Here is a 19,554-nt window from a genome sequence, read left to right as displayed (position 1 = left end):
CGGACGGTGACCGACCTGTGACGCCTCGCGCGCCGCTGCGCTGCCTCCTCCTCGGCGACGGACCGACCACGACCCGGCTCGCCGACCTGCTCGTCTCCTCCGGCCGGGTGGAGGTGCTCGCCACCCGGCGCACCGCCGGCCCGGCCGAGCTGCGCGCCCTCTCCCCCGACGTGCTCGTCCTCGTCGAGGGCCACCGCCCCACCGCGACGCTGCTGGCGGCGTGGTGGCTCGGCCTCCGCCTGGTCCGGGCCCGGTCGACCGGGTCCGTCGCGCCGGCCGCGCCCGACCGCCTGGACCGGCGCCTCGGCGTACGCCCCCTGGAGGTGGCGGACGCCGCCACCACCGCGCGCGACCTGGCCCTGCTGGCCGGCCGGCCCGGGCGCGGGGCGCAGGGCGGCCGTCCGGTCAGCGTCGTCGTCCCCGCGCTCGACGAGGTGCGCGTGATCGACCAGGTGCTCGAGCCGCTGCTGCCGCAGCTGACCCCCGACGACGAGGTCCTCGTGGTCGACTCCGGCTCGGTGGACGGCACCCGCGACAGGTTGCGGTCCTAGTCCGAGCGCGACCCCCGCGTGCGTCTGGTCGAGGTCGAGCCCTGCACGATCGCCGGCAGCCGCAACCACGGTGTCCGCGAGGCGCGGCACGACCTGGTCGCCTGCACCGACGCGGGCTGCCGGGTCGACCCGGGCTGGCTGCAGGCCTTCCGGGGCGCCTTCGACGACGTCGAGGACCCGACGCTGCTCACCGGGGTCTACGCCGCCCACGTCGGCGACCGGCTGTTCGAGGCCGCGTTCGCCGCCGTCGCGTGGCCCGACGCCGGCGAGCTGCGCCGGGCCAGCCTCCCGTGGCGGCTGTGGCTGCGGACGATCGGCCCGCAGTACTCCGGTGACCGCGTGGACGGCCGCTCCGTCGCCTTCACCCGCTCGGCGTACGACGCGGCGGGCGGGTTCCGCGAGGACCTCCTGACCGCCGAGGACGAGGCCTTCGGCCGCGACGCGATCGCCGGCGGCGCCCATCACGCCCTGGTCCCCGACGCGACGGTCGTGTGGTTCCAGCGCAGCTCGGCCCGGCTCGCCTTCCGCCAGTTCCGCGGCTACGGCCGGGGCGCCGCGGCCGGCGGGTCGCCCGCCCAGCGGCGCGTCGACCTGGTCCGCGGCGTGGGCTACGTCGGCCTCGCCGCCCTCGCCGTCTCCCCCCGTCCCGGGCACCGCCGGGTCGCCGGGGCCGGGGCGGTCGCGATCCTCGGCTTCCCCGCGGCGCGCCTGGTCCGGCGCCGCGAGGACCCCCGCGCCCTCGCGCTCCTCCCGGCCGCGCAGCTGGTCAAGGACGTCGGCAAGATGACCGGCGTCGTCGAGGCGACCTGGCTGGGCCGCACCGGCCCCCTCGCCCGGCCCGAGTGAGGTGCCGGTGACCAGCGACGACCCGACGACGACCCCGCAGGAGCGCCGATGAGCCTCACCGAGCACTGGCCGGACCGTGAGGTCTGGGACGACCTCGCGCTGCGGTCGGGCAACCTGTTCTCGACCCGTGAGTGGGCCGAGACCTGGCTGCGGCACTTCGGCGGCGGGGGCGAGACCCACGTCCTGCTCGACGACCCCGCCCACCCACGCGTGCTCCTCCCCCTGCACCGCACCGGACGGGTCCTGCGCCAGGTGCGCTTCCTGGGCAACGGTCCCGCCGACCAGCTCGGCCCGGTGTGCGCGCCCGAGGACCGCCCCCTCGCGGCCCGGATGATCCGCGAGCGCGTGCTCGGCGGCTCCGAGGTGCGCGCCGACGTCTTCCTGCTCCAGGACGTCCCGGTGACCGACGGCTGGGAGGACCTCCTGCCCGGGGGCACCACGGTGCGGGTCACCCCGAGCCCCGTCGTCCACTTCCAGGGCTCCACCTGGGACGAGCACCTGGCCACGATGAGCCACAACTTCCGCTCCCAGGTCCGTCGTCGCCCCCGTCAGCTGGCCAGGGCGATGCCGTTCACCATCCGGCTGGCCACCGCCGAGACCCTCCGGCACGACCTGGCCGAGCTGTTCCGGCTGCACCGGCTCACCTGGGGCGACGACGCGGCGTACGCCACGGGCGCGGAGCGCGCCTTCCACGAGGACTTCGCCGCGGTCGCGCTCGAGCGTGGCTGGCTCCGGCTGTGGGTGATGGAGTCCGAGGGCACGGTCGTCGCCGCCCTGCACTGCTACAGCTTCGGCCCGGCCCACGCGCTCTACCAGGGGGGACGCGACCCCGAGCTCGAGCGGCACTCGCTCGGCTTCGTGATGTACTGCCACGCCCTGCAGGCAGCGCTCGAGGAGGGCCGGACCGAGTTCCGGCTGCTGCGCGGCGACGAGAGCTACAAGGCGCGCTTCACCAAGGACCCCTCGCCGCTGCACAGCCTGGCGTTCGGACGCACCGCCCGGGGCAGGGCCGCGGTGGCCGCCACCGCGCGGCTGCGCGGCTGAGACACCCCGCCAGGGGGCCCTGGGCGGCTCGGTCGGCTCGGGCGGCTCGGGCGGCTCAGGCGGCTCAGGTGGCTCAGGAGAAGCTGCGCGCCACGGTCTCCAGCATCGCGGCGAGCGCGCCGGCCCCCAGGCTCTGGCTCGCCGGCTCGGCGAGCTTCCGACCCAGCCGGCCGGCGAAGTACGCCACGGTGAACGGCTCGGCGAGTCCGGCAGCCAGGCCGGCTGCCTGCACGGCGCGTGCGGTCGCCTCTCGGGTCCCCTCGAAGTACGCCGAGGACTCCCACGCCGGACCGAACACCTCGACCACGAGCTCGTCGGACCACCGCTCGAGGGCGATGCCGTGCTCCAGGACCGAGACGGCTGCCTCCACGGAGTCGATGCCGGGCGTGCCCGTCGGGGAGCAGGTCTCCCAGTCGATCAGCCCGCTGAGCTGCTGCCCGTCGACGATCCAGTTCTGGGCCGAGACGTCCTGGTGCTGCAGGACCGTGACCCCGAGGCGCTCCAGCTCCACGATCGCCGAGGCGACCGCGCGTCCGGCGGTCGGGGACAGGGGGTGGGCCGCGGCGCGCCCCAGCAGCGCGACCAGCGTCTCCGGCGGCGGGCCGGGCCTGGCCGTGAGCGCGGCGATCCCCTCCAGCGCCCGGTCGAGGTCGGCGAAGGGCGCGGGTCGCAGCAGGGTGGGAGCGTTGCCCGGCCGGACCGGCGAGAGCCGCAGCGGCAGCCCCGGCAGCGCCTCCTGGACCCAGTGACCCCCGACCTCGCCGAGGTGCAGGGGGGCGAGGCCGTGACCGGCGAGCGCGACCAGGGCCGCACGCTCGCGCTGCAGGCCCGCGAGGCTCCGCTCGCCCAGCGCCCGCTTGAGCACGAGCAGGGGGAGCTCGCCCTCGCCGAACACGAACACCATGCCCACCGCTGACCGCTCCACCAGGGCGCACCGCAGCAACGGCGGGGTCGGGGGCAGTCGATCGGTGCGGGCCGCCAGGCCGGGCCAGGCCGCGGCCACCTGACCGAGCAGGTCGTCGAGGTCGGGCCGGGGGCGGCGCCGTCGCACCCGGACGACCTGACCCAGGAGCCGCGTGGGGAGCCTGTGTCGCCCCGCCGCCGAGAGCACGCGGCCCAGGCGACGCTGGGCGGGCATCCCGTGGTTGAGCTCGGCGTCGAGCAGCCGGGCGAGGTAGCGGGCGGGCACGGGCGAGGAGGCGTCGAAGACGGTCGGGCGGGGGGCACGCACCCGCGCGTAGGAGCCGGCGTACGACGAGGCCGCCGTCGTGCGGCTCACCGGGACCGCACCCGGTTGAGGAGGGAGCCGACGACCTCGAGCTGCTCAGGAGCGGTCACCCGGCACAGGGCGGTCCAGACGGCGAGGTAGACGACGCCCCCCAGGGCGAGCTCGACCAGCAGCGGCGTCGAGAGGGCGAGCAGCAGCAGGACCAGCACGACCGAGGCCACGCCCGACTCGAGGAGGGGCCGCAGGACGCCGACCTTGATGCCCGCACGCCGCACGGCGACCAGGATGATCGACCCGTGCACGAGGTAGCTCAGCGAGGTGGCGACCGCCGCGCCGGTGCCCTCCCACCTCGGGATCAGCAGGAGGTTGGCCGTCACGTTGACCACGGTCGCCGTCACGGCCGCGGCGAGCGTCTCGACCTGCCGCTGCCGTGAGTAGAGCACCGCTGCCCCGAAGAACGCGACGGCGTAGAACATGGGCGCCGGTGCGAGCCACTGCAGGATCGGCGTGGCGCTGTCGACGTAGCGCGGGCCGAAGAGCAGCTGGATCACCTCGCCGCTCTCGACGACGCAGACGGTGGCGAACGGCAGGTAGACGAACCCGATGACCGCGAGCCCGCGTTCGTAGGCGTTGCGGATGCGCTCGATCTGGGTGGTGGCGCTCATCACCGGGAAGATCGCCTGGTTGACCGAGAAGGTCACGAACAGCACCGTCTCGAGGATGCGGTAGGCCACGGAGTAGTTCGCGACCGCCTCGTAGCCGACCATGGCCTGGAGGAGGATCGCGTCGAGCCGGAACAGCGCCATCAGGACCATGCCGCTGATGCCGACGACCCACGTGTCCTTGAGCAGGTCGACCAGCCCCGCGCGGTGGATCTCCGAGGGGACGAGGTGCACGCCTGCACGACGCAGCGCGACCACGTGGGCGACCCAGCCCACGAAGGTGCCCAGGCAGAAGCCGATCGCGACCCCGAGCGGTGTCGGGTTGGCCCACGCCACCGCCACGATGAGCACCGCGGTGACGATGCGTTGCAGGACCAGCGCGGAGGAGGACGCCCAGGGCTTCTGGATCGTGGTGGAGGCGCTGCGCAGGGTCGAGCTCCACATCTCGGGGAAGCCCGCGACCAGGAACAGCACCACCACCAGGGCGGTCGTCGGCGACGGCTCGGTCAGGACGGTCACCAGGACCGCGACCCCGAAGACCGGGACCCCCAGGAGCGACTTCCACGCCTGCGTCTGGCTGAAGACGCGGTTGAGCAGCTCGGGCCTCGCGCTCCCCTGGCGCACGAGCCCGACCTCGAAGCCACCGTTGGGCAGCGCGCTGAGCACGAGCATCAGCGTGAGGGCGTAGGACACCGCGCCGAACTCGCCCTGCGTGAGCTGGCGAGCGGCGAAGATCGTCCAGACGAACGTCGCGACCTTGCCGAAGACCTCCGCGGAGCCGCGGACGACGACGTTGAGCGCGGCGACCCGCGCGGTGTGACCGGTCCGAGAGGTGCGCTCGGGGGTCATCCGCGTGGTGCTCGCGCGTTGCCGCCGCGGCGGGTCAGCAGGAGGTTGGCGGTCCGGCGGACGAGCGGGACGTACTCCAGCAGGCGCCACCACACGCGGTACCACGGGATGAGCTTGAGGCGGAACGTGCGCTCGTTGTCCCTGGCGTTGACGTCCACGCGCGAGATCGCGAAGCGGCCGAGGTCGCGGTGCACCGAGAAGCCCACCTCGTAGCCGGCCTCCTCGACCGCCCGGACCGAGGCGGCGTCGTGGTCGCCGAACGGGTAGGCGAAGGCCCGCACGGGTCGGCCGAGCATGCGGGTCAGGGTCTCCTTGACCTCGGTGGTCTCCTGGTGGAGCTGGCCGTCGGTCAGGTCGACCATCTGGACGTGCCGGCAGCCGTGGCCGCCGATCTCGATCCGGGTCGTGGCGGCGAGCTCGCGCAGGTCGTCGGGGGACATGATCGGCTCGTCGGCGGGCTCGGGGAGCCACTCGGCGGTGGCGCCCGCGAGCCCCGCGGGGACGAACAGCACGGCCGGAATCCCTCTCGCCTCGAGGATGGGGGCCGCGATCTCACCGACCGAGCCCAGCCCGTCGTCGATGGTGACCAGGAAGCTGCGGCCGTGGGCACCGGGACGGTCCAGTGCCTGAAGGTACTGGTCGAGGTCCAGCGGCTTCCAGCCGGCGGCGAGCAGGTGGTCGAGCTGGGCGGCGAAGTCGTGCCCGGTGACGTAGAGGTTCTCCGGGTCGTCCGTGCGGGGGACGTCGGTGAAGCCGTGGTAGAGCAGCACCACCGGCGACCGACCCCGGGGTCGCAGCCGGCGCCGCCCCGTCCGGGAGCCCCCCATCACGACACCTCCGTGGTCGCCCTCGGCGCCGCGCAGACGCCGCGGATCAGTATGCCGGGCACCGCCGTGGACGTCCGCCGAACCACCCCTGTCCAGACGGGTGAGTAAAGGATCCGTCCGTTCGGTGTCGTTTCCGGGACCAAAGTCCCGGGTCCCCCCACACTTAAGTCCTGGTCGCGCTTGGGAGAGCCCGTCCGGACACCCACCATTTCATCGAGGTTTGGGAGGACCCCGAATGAAGCTGCCTGCCCGCGCGCTCGTCGCGAGCCTGGTGACCACCGTCGTCACCGGAATCCTCGTCACCCTCGGCACCGGCCTTGCCCCCGCCGGTGCCGCCACCAACCCGATCCCCGGCCTCGGCGCGCAGTGGCACGCCACCTGGTCGAACCAGACCGACACCGACCGCGCCAAGGAGCTCGACGCGATGTCGGCCAACGGCGTCCAGTGGGTTCGCATCGACGTCGGCTGGGCGATGCTCCAGCCCCAGGCCGGCACCTACGACACCGGCTGGGCCGTGCCCTTCGTCCAGAAGCAGATCGAGGCGGCGAAGGCCCGCGGCCTCAAGGTGCTCGTCACCTTCTGGCGCACGCCCGACTGGGCCAACGGCGGCAAGGGCCCCCTGACCGCTCCGACCGACCCGGCGACGTACGGCACCGCGCTGGCGCACTTCGTGTCGCTGTGGAAGGGCAAGGTCGACGCCTGGGAGATCTGGAACGAGCCCAACTCCTCGGACTTCCTCGTCGGCGCCGACCCGGTGCAGTACACCGCGCTGCTCAAGGCGGGCTACACCGCGGCCCACGCCGCCGACCCGGGCGTCAACATCGTCTTCGGCGGCACGATGTACGTCGACACGCCCTGGATCCAGAAGACCTACGACGCCGGCGCCAAGAACTACTTCGACACCATGGCCGTGCACCCCTACATGGGCCCCGCCGACGCCGCCCCCGAGACGCCGGCCAACGGCAACATCTGGACGATGATGTACACCGACACGCTGGTCTCCCTCATGGCCACCCGTGGCGACTCCGCCAAGCCGATCTGGTTCACCGAGTTCGGCTGGTCGGTGCACGACAACAGCTCGACCACCGAGCCGTGGAACCGCGGTGTCACCGAGGCGACCCAGGCCGACTACTTCAAGCGTGCCGTCGCCCTCACCCAGAGCCGCTGGCCCCAGGTCACCAACATGATCTGGTACAACAGCCGCGACAAGGACACCGGCAACGCCCAGCAGGACGGCTACGGCCTGATGAAGCGCGACTTCACCCCGCGCACGATCCTCCCGCTGTTCGGGCAGCTGGCGGGCTCCACCGGCGCCACGACGACCACCACCACCACCACGAGCCCGACCGCCACCGCGACGCCCACGGCGACCGCCACGGCCACGCCCACGGCGACCGCCACGGCCACCCCCACCGCCACGGCCACCGCGACCCCCACCGCGACGGCCACCGCCACCACGTCGACCACCACGTCGACGGCCCCCACCCAGGTGCTCATCCCCTCCGGAGCGACCTGGCGCTACAACGACTCGGGGTCGATGCAGAGGGGCTGGAGCTCCACGAGCTTCAAGGACTCCAGGTGGAAGCAGGGCGTCGCCCAGCTGGGCTACGGCGACAGCGACATCGTGACCCGGGTCGCCTCGGGCAGGATGACCTACGCCTTCCGGCGCACCGTCTCGGTGACCGACCCGGGTCGGACCTCGACGTTCACGCTGTCCGTGCAGCGTGACGACGCGGTCGCCGTCTACGTCAACGGCCGGCTCGCCTGGACCGACAACCTGCCCAGCAGCTTCAGCTGGGGCACGCCGGCGGCCACCACGATCTACGACAACGCCGTCGAGTCCACCTGGATCTCCAAGACGCTCCCCACGAGCCTCCTGGTGAGTGGCACCAACGTGATCGCGGTCGAGGTGCACAACGCCGACACGACCTCCTCGGACATCAAGTTCAACCTGAAGATGGAGCGCTGAGGCAGGGCCCCCGGCGGGGCCTGTGCCCCCGCCACCGAGGTCGTGACCGGTCGCCACCACCGACCGGTCACGACCTCGTCACAGGGGCAGCGTAAAAAGAATCGCCCTATTGCCCCCTTTTCGGGACCTAGGTCCCATAACAGTGCACACTTAAGTCCTGGGCCGCTGCTTTGGGAGAGGCCGGCCCGGATTCCATTCGCGGTTTGGGAGGACCTCGAGATGACTGTTGCTGCCGTGCGCCCCACAGCACCGCACACCCTGCTGAAGGCCCTGGTGGCCACCGTGACGTCGGCCGTCCTGGCTGCGCTGCTGGTCACCGTGGCGACCGCCTCGACCGCATCCCCCGCGGGCGCGGCGACCACGACCGGCCCCGGTCTCGGCGCGCAGTGGCACGCCACCTGGTCCGACCAGACCGACACCGACCGCGCCAAGGAGCTCGACGCGATGTCGGCCAACGGCGTCCAGTGGGTGCGCATCGACGTCGGCTGGGCGATGCTCCAGCCCCAGGCCGGCACCTACGACACCGGCTGGGCCGTGCCCTTCGTCCAGAAGCAGATCGAGGCGGCGAAGGCCCGCGGCCTCAAGGTCCTGGTCACCTTCTGGCGCACGCCCGACTGGGCCAACGGCGGCAAGGGTCCCCTCGCCGCCCCGACCGACCCCCGGACCTACGGCACCGCACTGGCGCACTTCGTGTCGCTGTGGAAGGGCAAGGTCGACGCCTGGGAGATCTGGAACGAGCCCAACTCCGCCGACTTCTTCGTCGGCGCCGACCCCGCGAAGTACACGGCGCTGCTCAAGGCGGGCTACACCGCGGCCCACGCCGCCGACCCGGGCGTCAACATCGTCTTCGGCGGCACGATGTACGTCGACACGCCCTGGATCCAGAAGACCTACGACGCCGGCGCCAAGAACTACTTCGACACCATGGCCGTGCACCCCTACATGGGCCCCGCCGACGCCGCCCCCGAGACGCCGGCCAACGGCAACATCTGGACGATGATGTACACCGACACGCTGGTCTCCCTCATGGCCACCCGTGGCGACTCCGCCAAGCCGATCTGGTTCACCGAGTTCGGCTGGTCGGTGCACGACAACAGCTCGACCACCGAGCCGTGGAACCGCGGCGTCACCGAGGCGACCCAGGCCGACTACTTCCAGCGCGCCGTCGCCCTCACCCAGAAGCGCTGGCCCCAGGTCGAGACGATGATCTGGTACAACAGCCGCGACAAGAACACCGGCAACGCCCAGCAGGACGGCTACGGCCTGATGAAGCGCGACTTCACCCCGCGCGCGGTCCTCCCCCTCTTCAAGGTCCTGCGTGGCACCGTCCAGCTGCCCACCACCAGCCCCACCGCGTCTCCGACCAGCACCCCCACCAGCACCCCGACCAGCACCCCGACCAGCACCCCCACCAGCACCCCAACCAGCACCCCCACCACGGCCCCGACCTCCGACCCCACGTCCGAGCCTCGGATCATCCCCACGATGCGGCGGCAGACGCTCGTGCCGAGCGGGTCGCGCTGGAAGTTCAACGACTCCGGCCGCAAGGCCTGGGGTTGGAAGAAGATCCGGTTCAACGCCCGCTCCTGGAAGACCGGCACCTCGGTGCTCGGCTACGGCGACGAGGGCCTGCGCTCCCGGGTGCACGCCTCGCGCATGACCTACGCGTTCCGCAAGAACCTCTGGATCGCCAAGCCCGGCGCCACCAGCCGCTTCTGGCTCCAGGTGCAGCGCGACGACGCCATCGCGGTCTACGTCAACAACCGTCGCGTCTGGACCGACAACCTGCCCAGCGGCTTCAGCTGGGGCACGCCGGCGCGGACCACGATCTCCGACATCGACGCCGAGACCACCTGGCTCAGCCGCAGCTTCTCCAGCCGGCTGCTGCGCAAGGGCAAGAACGTGATCGCGGTCGAGATCCACAACGCCGACCGGAGCTCGTCCGACGTGCGCTTCGACCTCAAGATGTTCCGGATGCTGAAGACCAGCTGAGCCGCCTCAGGGGGTGCGCAGCAGGGCGTTGAAGCTGAGGTCGCTCGAGGACGTGCTGTCCTGGTGCACCTCGACGGCGATCAGGTTGGTCCCCGCGACCAGCGCCGACCGCGGCACGGTGAAGTCCCGCCAGGCCCGCTCGGCGGCGCCGGCACGCGCCGTCGAGGCCCTGGTCGTGTTGCTCACGGTGCCCGTCGGCATGTTGTCGCGGGCGACCTCGCGCCCGTTGACGTAGACCACCGCGCCGTCGTCGATCACCATCGAGAGCCGCAGGTCGACCGTCGGCAGGACCGGGACGCTGAAGGTGCGGCGGAAGTACGACGTCAGATAGACCGACTTGCGACCTCCGGAGGAGACCACCGTGGCCTCGTCACCGTCACCGAACCCGAGCTCGGCGTTGCCGGAGGCCCAGGTGGTGTCGCTGAACGAGGTCGCCGACCACCCGGTCGGACGCGTCCCCTTGTCCCAGTAGCGCCACGCCGTGCCGGCCGGGACGTAGGTCGTGGGCGGCGGCGGTGTGGGGCTGGTGGTCGACGTGGTGGGGCTGGTCGGCGAGGTCGGCGAGGTCGGCGAGGTCGGCGAGGTCGTCGGGCTCGTCGGCGACGTGGTGGGGCTGGTCGGCGAGCTGACCGGGCTCGTCGGGGAGCTGGAGGGCGACGAGGCCGTGGTGGCCCCGCGCAGCGCCAGGTCGAAGCTGACGTCGGAGGACGAGGCGCTCTCCTGGTGCACCTCCACCGCCACCACGTTGGTGCCCGCACGGGCCACCCCGTCGGCCAGCTGCACGTCGCGGAACGCCGACTCCTCGGCACCCGCCCGCGCCGTGAGCGCCCAGGTGTCGGCCGTGATCGTGCCGGTCGGCAGGTTGTCCCGCGCCACCTCGACGCCGTTGAGGTAGACCACCGCACCGTCGTCGGCCATCAGCGACAGGACCAGCGAGGTCGGCGCGGTGGACCCCCCGTCGAAGGTCGTGCGGAACCAGGTCGTCGGGTAGTGGCCGGTGGAGGGCCCGCTGTTGACGACGGTGCGCTCGTCACCGTCGCCGTAGCCGAGCTGGGCCGGCCCGCTCGACCAGCCACGGTCGTCGAAGCCCACGGTCTGCCACCCCGCGGCCACCTGGCCGGTGTCGAGGTAGCGCCACGTGGAGCCCGAGGGCAGCAGCGTGGTGGTCGCGGACGTCCGGGGCGTGGTGAAGCGCACGAAGCCCTGGGCCGGCACCCCGGAGACACTGGTGAACACGCCGCCCGCCGCGATCCCCCACGGTCCGGCGTCGATGGCGAAGACGCCGTAGAACGCGTCGAAGGTGGGCCGGAAGGCGGTGTCGATCGCGCCCGTGGCCGCATCGGCGGCGAGCATCCGGACGGTCGTGTCACCGCCGTCGCCCTCGTGGAAGCCGAAGTAGACCGTGCCGTCGTAGTAGTCGGCCGCCTGGATGTCACCGTCGGCGACGTGCTGCCACGCCAAGGCACCGGTCGCGGTGCTGTAGGCGCTGATGACGTTGTTGACGTTGGCGGAGCCGGCGAAGATCCGGCTGCCGGTGTCGTCGATGGCCAGGCTGAGGGTGGGCGACACGGAGTAGGGGAAGACGGTGGCGGTCGGCTCGCCGGTGGCGGGGTCGAGGACACCGAGACCGTTGCGGCTCAGGCCGCTGAGGGTGGTGAACGAGCCGCCGACGAAGAGCCGGCTGCCGTCCGGAGCCAGCTGCAGCGCCTGCACGGGTCCGTTGGTGCGTGGGAAGAACGTGCGGTCGACGGCGCCGGTGCCGGCCTCGAGCTTCATCAGGCGGTACTGGTCGAGCCCGCCCAGGGTGAGGAAGGAACCGCCCGCGTAGACCGTCTCGCCCGCCGACTCCAGCGACATCACGTCGCCGTCGAGCTGCCAGGAGGGCGCCGCGAGCGCGCCGTCGGCGAGGCTCACCCGCGCGAGGTGGGGGCGGGACTGGCCGGCCACGGTGGTGAAGGACCCTCCCACGAAGACCCGCGTGCCGGTGACGCTCAGGGCGAGCACCTTGCCGTCGGTGTCGGCGCGCCACCCGGTCAGGAGCGCGCCGGTCGACATGGAGAACGCCGCGAGGTTGGCCCGCGGGGCGGTCGTGCCGTCAGGAGCGGTCGCGGTGGTGAAGCTGCCACCGACGACCAGGGTGTCGCCGCTGACCACGGTCGCCGACACCTTGCCGTTGACCCGCCAGCTCGGGGACGCGCTGGGGCTGACCTGGACGGCGGCCTGGGCGACGACCAGGGAGGTGGCCCCCCAGATCGTGGCGAGACCGACCGCCAGCACGAGCCAGCGCAGCAGCTGTGAACGGAACACGAACCCCTCGATCCCCCAGGACGGAGCCTGTAGCAGACCCCCTGCGTGAATCGTGGCAAATCACGCTTTCTTTACCAACGGACCTCCGGGCCCGGGGTTAGGCCCAAGGGCCTGAAATTGTGCGTGCGGGGGCCACGTGGGCGGGACCTCGGTCGTCCAGCGCGCCCTGCCCACGCAGCCAGGACTCGAGCAGGTCGAGGTCCTCCCGGTCGTTCCAGCACAGGGACCGGATGCCGAGCCCCTCCGCGGCCGCGACGTTGACCGGGTTGTCGTCGACGAACAGCACCTGCTCCGGCACGAGGGCGAGCTCGTCCAGGATCGCGCGGAAGAAGGCCGGCTCCGGCTTGGCGATCCCGAGGAAGCAGCTGAAGAAGCAGCCGTCGAGCAGCTCGTCGTAGCCGACCTCGGTGACCATGTGCTCGGCCCGGGTGCGGTCCTGGTTGCTGGCCAGGTGGCAGCCGGTCCCGCCCAAGCGGACGCGGCGGACCAGGTCGCGCGACCCGGTCACGGGGATGATGGTGAACCACACCTCCAGGGCGCGGTCGTGCAGCTCCGGCACCCCCCAGCGCTCGAGCAGGTCGGTGAGCTGGCGCGACCAGGGCACCTCGCCACGCAACGACGGCGCCTCGGCCTCGAACGCCTCGACCAGGAACGCCTCGACGTCGTCGACGTGGCCCTCGACGACGGGACGCATCGTGTGCTCCCACCCCCGGGGCACGGTCTGCAGCACCCCGTCGGCGTCCCACAGGACCGCTGCGGGCCGCGGTGCGCTCACTCGGTGCCGTGGCGGCGGACGAAGGCCAGGATGGGCTCGGCCAGCTCGGGGCGGCACACGACGAGGTCGGGCAGCAGGACCTCGTCCTGGTTGTAGCGCAGCGGGCTGCCGTCCACGCGGCTCGTGTGCAGGCCCACGGCGCGCGCGACCGCCACCGGCGCGGCGGAGTCCCACTCGTACTGGCCGCCGGCGTGGACGTAGGCGTCGGAGACGTCGCGCACCACGGAGATCACCTTCGCCCCGGCCGACCCCATCGGGACCAGCTCGGCGCCGATCTCCTCCGCGAGCGCCTGCACGAAGGCCGGTGGGCGCGTGCGGGAGACCGCGATGCGCGGGCGCTCGGACGTGCGCTCGGGCACGACCGGCGGCTCACCGGTGTGGAACGTGCGGCCCAGGCCGGGCTGCGCCACGGCGCCGGCGACGAGGTCGCCCTCACCGTCGTGCCCCTCCCAGAGAGCGACGTGCACCGCCCAGTCCTCGCGCGGGGGCTCGGAGAACTCGCGCGTGCCGTCCAACGGGTCGACGATCCAGGCGCGCGAGGAGGTGAGGCGGACCTTGTCGTCCTTGCCCTCCTCCGACAGCACCGCGTCGCCGGGGCGGTGCTCGGCCAGCAGCCGCATCAGGAGATCGTGCGCGGCGCCGTCACCGGCGTCCTTGAGGGCCTTGCCCTCGAGCCCGGTCGCCCGCACCTGGGTGAGGAGGTCGCCCGCCGCCGTCGCCAGCCAGGCGGCGAGACCGTGGTCGTCGAGGCCTGGCGCGGGGGTGCCCGGGTCGAACCCGGAGACGACGTCGGAGAGGGCCTGCTCGGGCTCGTGGTCGGTCACGCGGTCACCCTCTCACGGGGCCACGTGCCTCAGTAGGCGCCCTTGGCGTTGATCACCGCACCGACCGTGCGCAGGGCGATCTGCACGTCGGAGCCGAGGCTCCAGTTGTCGGCGTAGTAGGTGTCCAGGGCCACCGACTCGTCCCAGTCGAGGTCGGAGCGACCGCTGACCTGCCACAGCCCGGTGATGCCGGGCTTGACCGCGAGGCGCCGCAGGTCGTCGGCGGCCATCTGGGCGGTCTCGGCGGGCAGGAACGGGCGCGGTCCGATCAGCGACATCTCGCCGCGCAGCACGTTGAGCAGCTGGGGCAGCTCGTCGAGGGAGAACTTCCGCAGGAACTGGCCCACCCGGGTCACCCGCGGGTCGCGCTTGATCTTGAACAGGACCCCGTCGAACTCGTTGGAGTCGATCAGCTCGGCCTTGACCTCCTCGGCGTCGGAGCGCATCGTGCGGACCTTGAGGACGGTGAACAGCGCGCCGTGCCGCCCCACCCGCGTCTGGCGGAAGAGCACGGGTCCACGGCTGTCGAGCTTGACCGCCAGCGCGACCGCCGCCATCACGGGCGCGGCCACCACCAGCAGCAGCGCCGCGGCGAGGCGGTCGAAGGCGCCCTTGAGGAACGTCGCGACCGGCGAGCCCTTGGGCGGGTCGATCTCGCAGAGCGTCTCGTTGCCGAGGCGGCCGGCGCGGATGCGCTCGGGCGCGACGGCGTCGAACAGGCCGAGCATCGCGACACCGGCGTGGTGGTCCTGCAGCGCCCAGGTGATCCGGCGTACGTCGGCGCTGGTGAGCCCGGTGCCGGGCGCCAGGACCACGAGGTCGGCCTGGCTGGCCTCGGCGAGCGCGGGCAGCTGGTCGAGGTCGCTCCACACGGGCACGCCCAGGAGCTCCTTGAGCGGCTCGGCCGAGGTCTGCTCGGGCTGGACGACGATGTTGCCCACGACCTTCACCTGGCGGCTCCCCCGCCAGGTCAGTCCGGCCCGGGAGGCGGCCATGAGGTCCCCCACGACCAGCACGCGCATCGGGCCGGCCAGTCGGAGCATGAGCAGCCGCCCGACCGCCGCCGCGAGGGCGGCGGCGCAGATCGGCAGCGCGAGCGCAGGCCCGGCCAGGTCGTTGAGACCCAGCGCGATGCCGAGCGAGGTCAGCGCGAGCACGATGCCGAGGGACTGGAAGAGCGGACGGACCTGGCGCAGCGGCGGTCCGGCCAGCGGGACCGAGCGGCGGTAGGCCAGGGTGCCCCAGAGCACCAGCTGGCCGCAGAGGAGGACCGCGTCGGTGGTCATGGTGAGAGCCGTCGTGGCGGCCGCCATCATGGCAAGACCCACCTCGAGGTGGATCGCGCCTCGTCGTCGCTGCTCGGCAGGCACCGAGCGGGCGACGGACCGCTGCATCCCCCGCGCGGTCGTGGCGGTGCCCGTCGAAGGCATCGTCGGCATGTCCCCCAGCTCCCCAAGGTTGGTAGGTGGTTGCGGCCGTCCCCCCACGGGACGGCATCTGTTCATTTGTCGGGACCGGCTCACCCCTCGCGAGCTGCGGCCCCGCCCCCTACGTCCTGGCGTTGTTGAAGCTCTGCTGGGTTTTCTCCAACCCCTGCTCCATCAACGAGGCGACAGCCTCGGCGCTACGGTCCAACAGTAAAGAAAGCTCGGCTTCCTCACCAGGGCTGAACGGCCCCAGAACGTAGTCCGACGTCACCAGCCGGCCCGTTGGCCTCCCGATGCCCACTCGCACCCGATGGTAGTCGCCGCTGCCGAGGGCACTTCTGATCGACCGTAGTCCGTTGTGACCGTTGTCCCCGCCACCCAGCTTGACCCGGAGCCCGCCGAACGGCAGGTCGAGCTCGTCGTGGACCACGATCAGGTGGTCCGTCCGGACCCGGTAGAAGGTCATGAGCGACTTCACCGGACCGCCCGACTCGTTCATGTAGGTGCGGGCCCGGCCGAGCACCAGGCGGGGGCCGCCGACCTGCAGCCGCCCCTCCAGCACGTCGGCGTGCTGGGACTTGTGGCGCCGCAGCCGCCCGCCGACCTGGTCGGCCAGCTCGTCGACCACGCGGTAGCCGACGTTGTGGCGCGTGCGGGCGTAGGACGGGCCGGGGTTGCCGAGCCCGACCACCAACCAGGTGTCGGACGGCTCGGCGGCCCCGGCCCGTCGCAGGTTCACGGTGAGGTCACTCCTCGGTGGAGCCCTCGGCCGCGTCGCCGGAGTCGGTGGAGGACTCGCCCTCGGCGGCAGCCTCGGCCTCGAGCTCCTTGTCGGAGGCCTCGTGCTCGATGCCGGCCTCGGCCTCGGCGTCGGCGAGCTCGGCCTCGACCTCCTCCGCGGTCGGGGCGGCCGAGACGTTGACCACGAGGGCCTCGGCGTCGGTCATGAGGGCCGAGCCGGACGGCAGCTCGACGTCCTTGGCCAGGATCTGGGTGCCGGCCTCGGCACCCTCGACCGAGACCTCGAAGAAGTCGGGGATGTGGGTGGCCTCGGCCTCGACCGACAAGGTGGCGTGGTCGACGGTCACCAGTGTCTCGGACGCGGCCTCGCCGACCACGTGGACGGGGACCTCGACGACGACCTTCTCGCCGCGGCGGACGATCAGCAGGTCGAGGTGCTCCAGCTCGCCCTTGACCGGGTGCCGCTGGACCTGCTTGGGCAGCACCAGGGTCTCCTTGCCGTCGACGTCGATCGCCAGCAGCGCGTTGGTGCCGCCGTGCTTGAGCGCCAGCATCGTGTCGTGGCCCGGCAGCGTGATGTGCACGGGGTCGGTGCCGTGGCCGTAGAGGACGGCAGGAACCTTGTGCTCGCGGCGAATGCGGCGGGCGGCGCCCTTGCCGAACTCGGTGCGGGTCTCCGCGGTCAGCTTGGTCTCGGACATCTCGGGGGAACTCCTCAGCTCGGTTGCGTCTGCGTGTGTGGTGCCGCTGAGCGACACCGGCCGGCTGCCGGCGAGACGTGAGCGCGCGCACCCGAGGGCGCGACCGCGTCGATCACGGAGGGACCCTGTCGTGGTTCACAGGTGACGGGGTGTCTCCCTCGCCGAGGCAACCTGACGATCTTAGCGGGGCCGCCGCAGGCAGGCGAATCGGGCCCTGGGCCCCGAACCGCCCGCGGGCCTCAGGCCTGGCCGTCGAACAGCGAGGTGACCGACCCGTCCTCGAAGACCTCCTGGATCGCCCGGCTGATCAGCGGTGCGATGGACAGGACGGTGAGCTTGTCGAACTGGCGGTCGTCGGGGATCGGCAGCGTGTTGGTGACGACCACCTCGACCGCCGGCGAGTTCTTCAGCCGGTCGAGCGCCGGGTCGCTGAGGATCGCGTGGGTGGCGGCGATGACGACGCCGGCGGCGCCGTCGTTCATCAGCGCCTCGGCGGCCTTCACGATCGTGCCGCCGGTGTCGATCATGTCGTCGACCAGGATGCAGATGCGGCCGGTCACGTCACCGACGACCCGGTTGGCCACCGACTCGTTGGGGCGCGTGATGTCGCGGGTCTTGTGGATGAACGCCAGCGGCGCCCCACCCAGGCGGCTCGACCACTGCTCGGCCACCTTGATCCGGCCGGCGTCGGGCGAGACCACGGCCAGCTGCTGGTCTCCGTAGCGGTCCCTGACGTAGTCGGCCAGGATCGGCAGCGCCATCAGGTGGTCGACCGGGCCGTCGAAGAAGCCCTGGATCTGCGCGGTGTGCAGGTCGACGGCGATGAGCCGGTCGGCGCCGGCGGTGGCGAAGAGGTCGGCGATGAGGCGGGCCGAGATCGGCTCGCGGCCGCGGTGCTTCTTGTCCTGCCGGGCGTAGCCGTAGAACGGCATCACCACCGTGATGCGCTTGGCCGAGGCGCGCTTGAGCGCGTCGACCATGATCAGGTGCTCCATGATCCACTCGTTGACCGGTGCCGTGTGGCTCTGGATCACGAAGGCGTCGGAGCCGCGCACCGACTCCTGGAACCGCACGTAGATCTCGCTGTTGGCGAAGTCGTAGGCGGTGGTCGGGACCAGCGTGATCCCCAGCAGGGACGCGACCTCCTCGGCCAGGTCGGGGTGCGCTCGGCCGGTGAAGACCATCAGGTTCTTCTCGGTGGTCCGCTTGATGCTGGTCACGCGTGGGTCTCCTGGGTCTGGGTCCGCCGGTGTGCCACGTCTAGTCTCACCCAGGGGTAGGTGATCCGTCGTCACGGGTCGCCCCCTGGGACGTGTCGGTCTGGTCACGTCCGGTGTCGGCGCCCGCCACGGCCGCCCCAGCAGCCCCAGCCGCCTCTGCGGCCGGCGTGCCGGGTCGCCGCTCCTGGACCCAGCCCTCGACGACGCGTTGCTGCACGTCGTTGACGGCCAGCGCGCCCGCCGGCACGTCCCGGCGTACGACGGTGCCACCGCCGGTCACCGCGCCGTCCCCGATCGTGACCGGGGCGACGAAGGTGTTGTTGCTGCCCGTGCGGGCGTGGCGCCCGACCGTGGTGCGGTGCTTGGCGACCCCGTCGTAGTTGGCGAAGATCGTGCCCGCACCGATGTTGGTCTGCTCGCCGATCTCGGCGTCGCCGACGTAGGACAGGTGGGGCACCTTGGCGCCGTCGCCGATCCGGGCGTTCTTGGTCTCGACGAACGCGCCGATCTTGCCGCCCTCCCCCAGCACCGTGCCAGGTCGCAGGTAGGAGAACGGCCCGACGTTGGCCCCCGCACCGATCACGGCGAGCTCGCCGTGGGTGCGCACGACCTTGGCACCGGGCCCGACCTCGCAGTCCTTGAGCGTGGAGTCGGGGCCCACGACCGCGTCCTCGGCGACCGTGGTCGCACCCAGGAGCTGGACGCCGGGCAGGACCGTCGTGTCGCGCTCGAGCGTGACCGTGACGTCGATCCACGTCGTGGACGGGTCGACGACGGTGACGCCCTCCCGCATCCAGTGGTCGAGCGTGCGGCGGTTGAGGTGCGCGCCGAGCGCGGCGAGCTGGGCGCGGTCGTTGGCCCCCTCGGTCTGCATCACGTCGTCGGTGACGTGGGCGCCCACGGAGGCACCGTCGGCGCGCGCGATCGCCACGACGTCGGTGAGGTAGTACTCGCCCTTGGCGTTGTCGTTGGTGATCCGGCCGAGGGCGTCGGCGAGGAAGCGGCCGTCGAAGGCGTAGATGCCGGAGTTGATCTCGCGGACCGCGCGCTGCTCGTCGGTGGCGTCCTTCTCCTCCACCACGGCGAGGACCTCGCCGGCCTCGTCGCGCACCACCCGGCCGTAGCCGAAGGGGTCGTCGAGCTCGCCGGTGAGGATGGTGACCGCGCGGCCGGCGGCGTCGTGGTCGGCCACCAGGTCGACGAGGGTGGCGCCCTCGAGCAGCGGGGTGTCGCCGGTCATCACCACGACCGTGCCGTCGGTGCCCTCGGCGTCGGCGGCGAGCAGGGCCTCGACGCCCATGCGCACCGCGTGCCCCGTGCCCTCCTGGGTCTCCTGCACCGCGAGCACGGCCCCGGGCACGTGCTCCTGCACGTGCGGGCCGACCTGCTCCCGGCCGTGGCCCACGACCGCGACGACCCGGCGGGCGTCGACGGCGACTGCGGCGGTCAGCACGTGCCCCACCATCGAGCGTCCGCAGATCGGGTGCAGGACCTTCATCGTCTTGGACTTCATGCGGGTGCCGCTGCCGGCGGCGAGGACGATGACGGCGGCAGGACGCGCCACGGGATCTCCTGGTCGATCGAGGGACGG

Annotated in this window: 14 protein-coding genes and 1 pseudogene; 4 read left to right on the top strand and 11 right to left on the bottom strand. The window is 72.4% G+C overall.

The window, feature by feature from the left end; genetic code table 11:
• Positions 1 to 17: 17 nt before the first annotated feature.
• Positions 18 to 1,397 (top strand): annotated as a pseudogene (locus J2S63_RS16905) (glycosyltransferase).
• A gap of 48 nt (positions 1,398 to 1,445) precedes the next feature.
• On the top strand, positions 1,446 to 2,441 hold the full coding sequence (locus J2S63_RS16900; RefSeq protein ID WP_310304655.1) for a GNAT family N-acetyltransferase: 996 nt from the start codon (positions 1,446 to 1,448) through the stop codon (positions 2,439 to 2,441).
• Between the two features lie 73 nt (positions 2,442 to 2,514).
• Here J2S63_RS16900 and J2S63_RS16895 read toward each other — a convergent pair whose 3' ends face one another.
• The 3 genes from J2S63_RS16895 to J2S63_RS16885 are packed head-to-tail and all read right to left on the bottom strand — an operon-like array spanning position 2,515 to position 6,007.
• The gene (locus J2S63_RS16895; RefSeq protein WP_310304653.1) at positions 2,515 to 3,720 is read right to left on the bottom strand and encodes a phosphotransferase; all 1,206 of its coding nucleotides are present in this window, start codon (positions 3,718 to 3,720) and stop codon (positions 2,515 to 2,517) included.
• Positions 3,717 to 5,180, bottom strand: coding sequence for a flippase (locus J2S63_RS16890; protein WP_310304652.1), 1,464 nt, complete (start codon positions 5,178 to 5,180; stop codon positions 3,717 to 3,719). The genes J2S63_RS16895 and J2S63_RS16890 overlap by 4 nt, the downstream gene beginning before the upstream one ends.
• Positions 5,177 to 6,007 (bottom strand): polysaccharide deacetylase family protein, encoded by an 831-nt coding sequence (locus J2S63_RS16885; RefSeq protein WP_310304650.1) that lies wholly within the window; start codon positions 6,005 to 6,007, stop codon positions 5,177 to 5,179. The genes J2S63_RS16890 and J2S63_RS16885 overlap by 4 nt, the downstream gene beginning before the upstream one ends.
• Positions 6,008 to 6,242: 235 nt before the next feature.
• On the opposite strand from J2S63_RS16885, the gene J2S63_RS16880 reads away from it, so the two are divergent.
• Together J2S63_RS16880 and J2S63_RS16875 are read left to right on the top strand one after the other, a co-directional pair.
• A complete protein-coding gene (locus J2S63_RS16880; protein ID WP_310304649.1) occupies positions 6,243 to 7,976 on the top strand; it encodes a glycoside hydrolase 5 family protein in 1,734 nt (577 codons plus the stop codon).
• Positions 7,977 to 8,195: 219 nt separating this feature from the next.
• Positions 8,196 to 9,968 carry a cellulase family glycosylhydrolase gene (locus tag J2S63_RS16875; protein WP_310304647.1) on the top strand — a complete coding sequence of 591 codons (1,773 nt, stop codon included), beginning with the start codon at positions 8,196 to 8,198 and terminating at the stop codon, positions 9,966 to 9,968.
• A 6-nt stretch (positions 9,969 to 9,974) separates the two neighbouring features.
• Here J2S63_RS16875 and J2S63_RS16870 read toward each other — a convergent pair whose 3' ends face one another.
• From J2S63_RS16870 to glmU, 8 genes are all read right to left on the bottom strand, one after another.
• Positions 9,975 to 12,275: a hypothetical protein gene (locus J2S63_RS16870; RefSeq protein ID WP_310304646.1), complete on the bottom strand. Its 2,301-nt coding sequence runs from the start codon at positions 12,273 to 12,275 to the stop codon at positions 9,975 to 9,977.
• Between the two features lie 97 nt (positions 12,276 to 12,372).
• Positions 12,373 to 13,050, bottom strand: a complete 678-nt coding sequence (locus tag J2S63_RS16865) for an HAD family hydrolase (RefSeq protein WP_310304644.1) — start codon at positions 13,048 to 13,050, stop codon at positions 12,373 to 12,375.
• Positions 13,047 to 13,874: a 3'(2'),5'-bisphosphate nucleotidase CysQ gene (locus J2S63_RS16860; protein ID WP_310304642.1), complete on the bottom strand. Its 828-nt coding sequence runs from the start codon at positions 13,872 to 13,874 to the stop codon at positions 13,047 to 13,049. The genes J2S63_RS16865 and J2S63_RS16860 overlap by 4 nt, the downstream gene beginning before the upstream one ends.
• A 29-nt stretch (positions 13,875 to 13,903) precedes the next feature.
• Positions 13,904 to 15,313, bottom strand: coding sequence for an exopolysaccharide biosynthesis polyprenyl glycosylphosphotransferase (locus tag J2S63_RS16855; RefSeq protein ID WP_310304640.1), 1,410 nt, complete (start codon positions 15,311 to 15,313; stop codon positions 13,904 to 13,906).
• A 109-nt stretch (positions 15,314 to 15,422) separates the two neighbouring features.
• A complete protein-coding gene (gene pth / locus J2S63_RS16850; RefSeq protein ID WP_310304638.1) occupies positions 15,423 to 16,040 on the bottom strand; it encodes an aminoacyl-tRNA hydrolase in 618 nt (205 codons plus the stop codon).
• A gap of 7 nt (positions 16,041 to 16,047) precedes the next feature.
• Positions 16,048 to 16,743: a 50S ribosomal protein L25/general stress protein Ctc gene (locus J2S63_RS16845; RefSeq protein ID WP_310304636.1), complete on the bottom strand. Its 696-nt coding sequence runs from the start codon at positions 16,741 to 16,743 to the stop codon at positions 16,048 to 16,050.
• Positions 16,744 to 16,982: 239 nt separating this feature from the next.
• Positions 16,983 to 17,963, bottom strand: coding sequence for a ribose-phosphate diphosphokinase (locus tag J2S63_RS16840; protein WP_310304634.1), 981 nt, complete (start codon positions 17,961 to 17,963; stop codon positions 16,983 to 16,985).
• A gap of 46 nt (positions 17,964 to 18,009) precedes the next feature.
• Positions 18,010 to 19,527, bottom strand: coding sequence for a bifunctional UDP-N-acetylglucosamine diphosphorylase/glucosamine-1-phosphate N-acetyltransferase GlmU (gene glmU / locus J2S63_RS16835; RefSeq protein WP_310304632.1), 1,518 nt, complete (start codon positions 19,525 to 19,527; stop codon positions 18,010 to 18,012).
• Positions 19,528 to 19,554: the final 27 nt, after the last annotated feature.

The sequence above is a fragment of the Nocardioides marmoribigeumensis genome (assembly GCF_031458325.1).
GTDB lineage: Bacteria > Actinomycetota > Actinomycetes > Propionibacteriales > Nocardioidaceae > Marmoricola_A > Marmoricola_A marmoribigeumensis.
Note: the sequence above shows the minus strand (reverse complement) of the source record. Positions and strands in the feature narration are given on the sequence as shown.

Coding starts and splice junctions, on each gene's coding strand:
- J2S63_RS16900 (WP_310304655.1), top strand. CDS start 1,446: ATGAGCCTCACCGAGCACTGGCCGGACCGTGAGGTCTGGGACGACCTC.
- J2S63_RS16890 (WP_310304652.1), bottom strand. CDS start 5,180: ATGACCCCCGAGCGCACCTCTCGGACCGGTCACACCGCGCGGGTCGCC.
- J2S63_RS16885 (WP_310304650.1), bottom strand. CDS start 6,007: ATGGGGGGCTCCCGGACGGGGCGGCGCCGGCTGCGACCCCGGGGTCGG.
- J2S63_RS16880 (WP_310304649.1), top strand. CDS start 6,243: ATGAAGCTGCCTGCCCGCGCGCTCGTCGCGAGCCTGGTGACCACCGTC.
- J2S63_RS16875 (WP_310304647.1), top strand. CDS start 8,196: ATGACTGTTGCTGCCGTGCGCCCCACAGCACCGCACACCCTGCTGAAG.
- J2S63_RS16855 (WP_310304640.1), bottom strand. CDS start 15,313: ATGCCGACGATGCCTTCGACGGGCACCGCCACGACCGCGCGGGGGATG.
- J2S63_RS16845 (WP_310304636.1), bottom strand. CDS start 16,743: ATGTCCGAGACCAAGCTGACCGCGGAGACCCGCACCGAGTTCGGCAAG.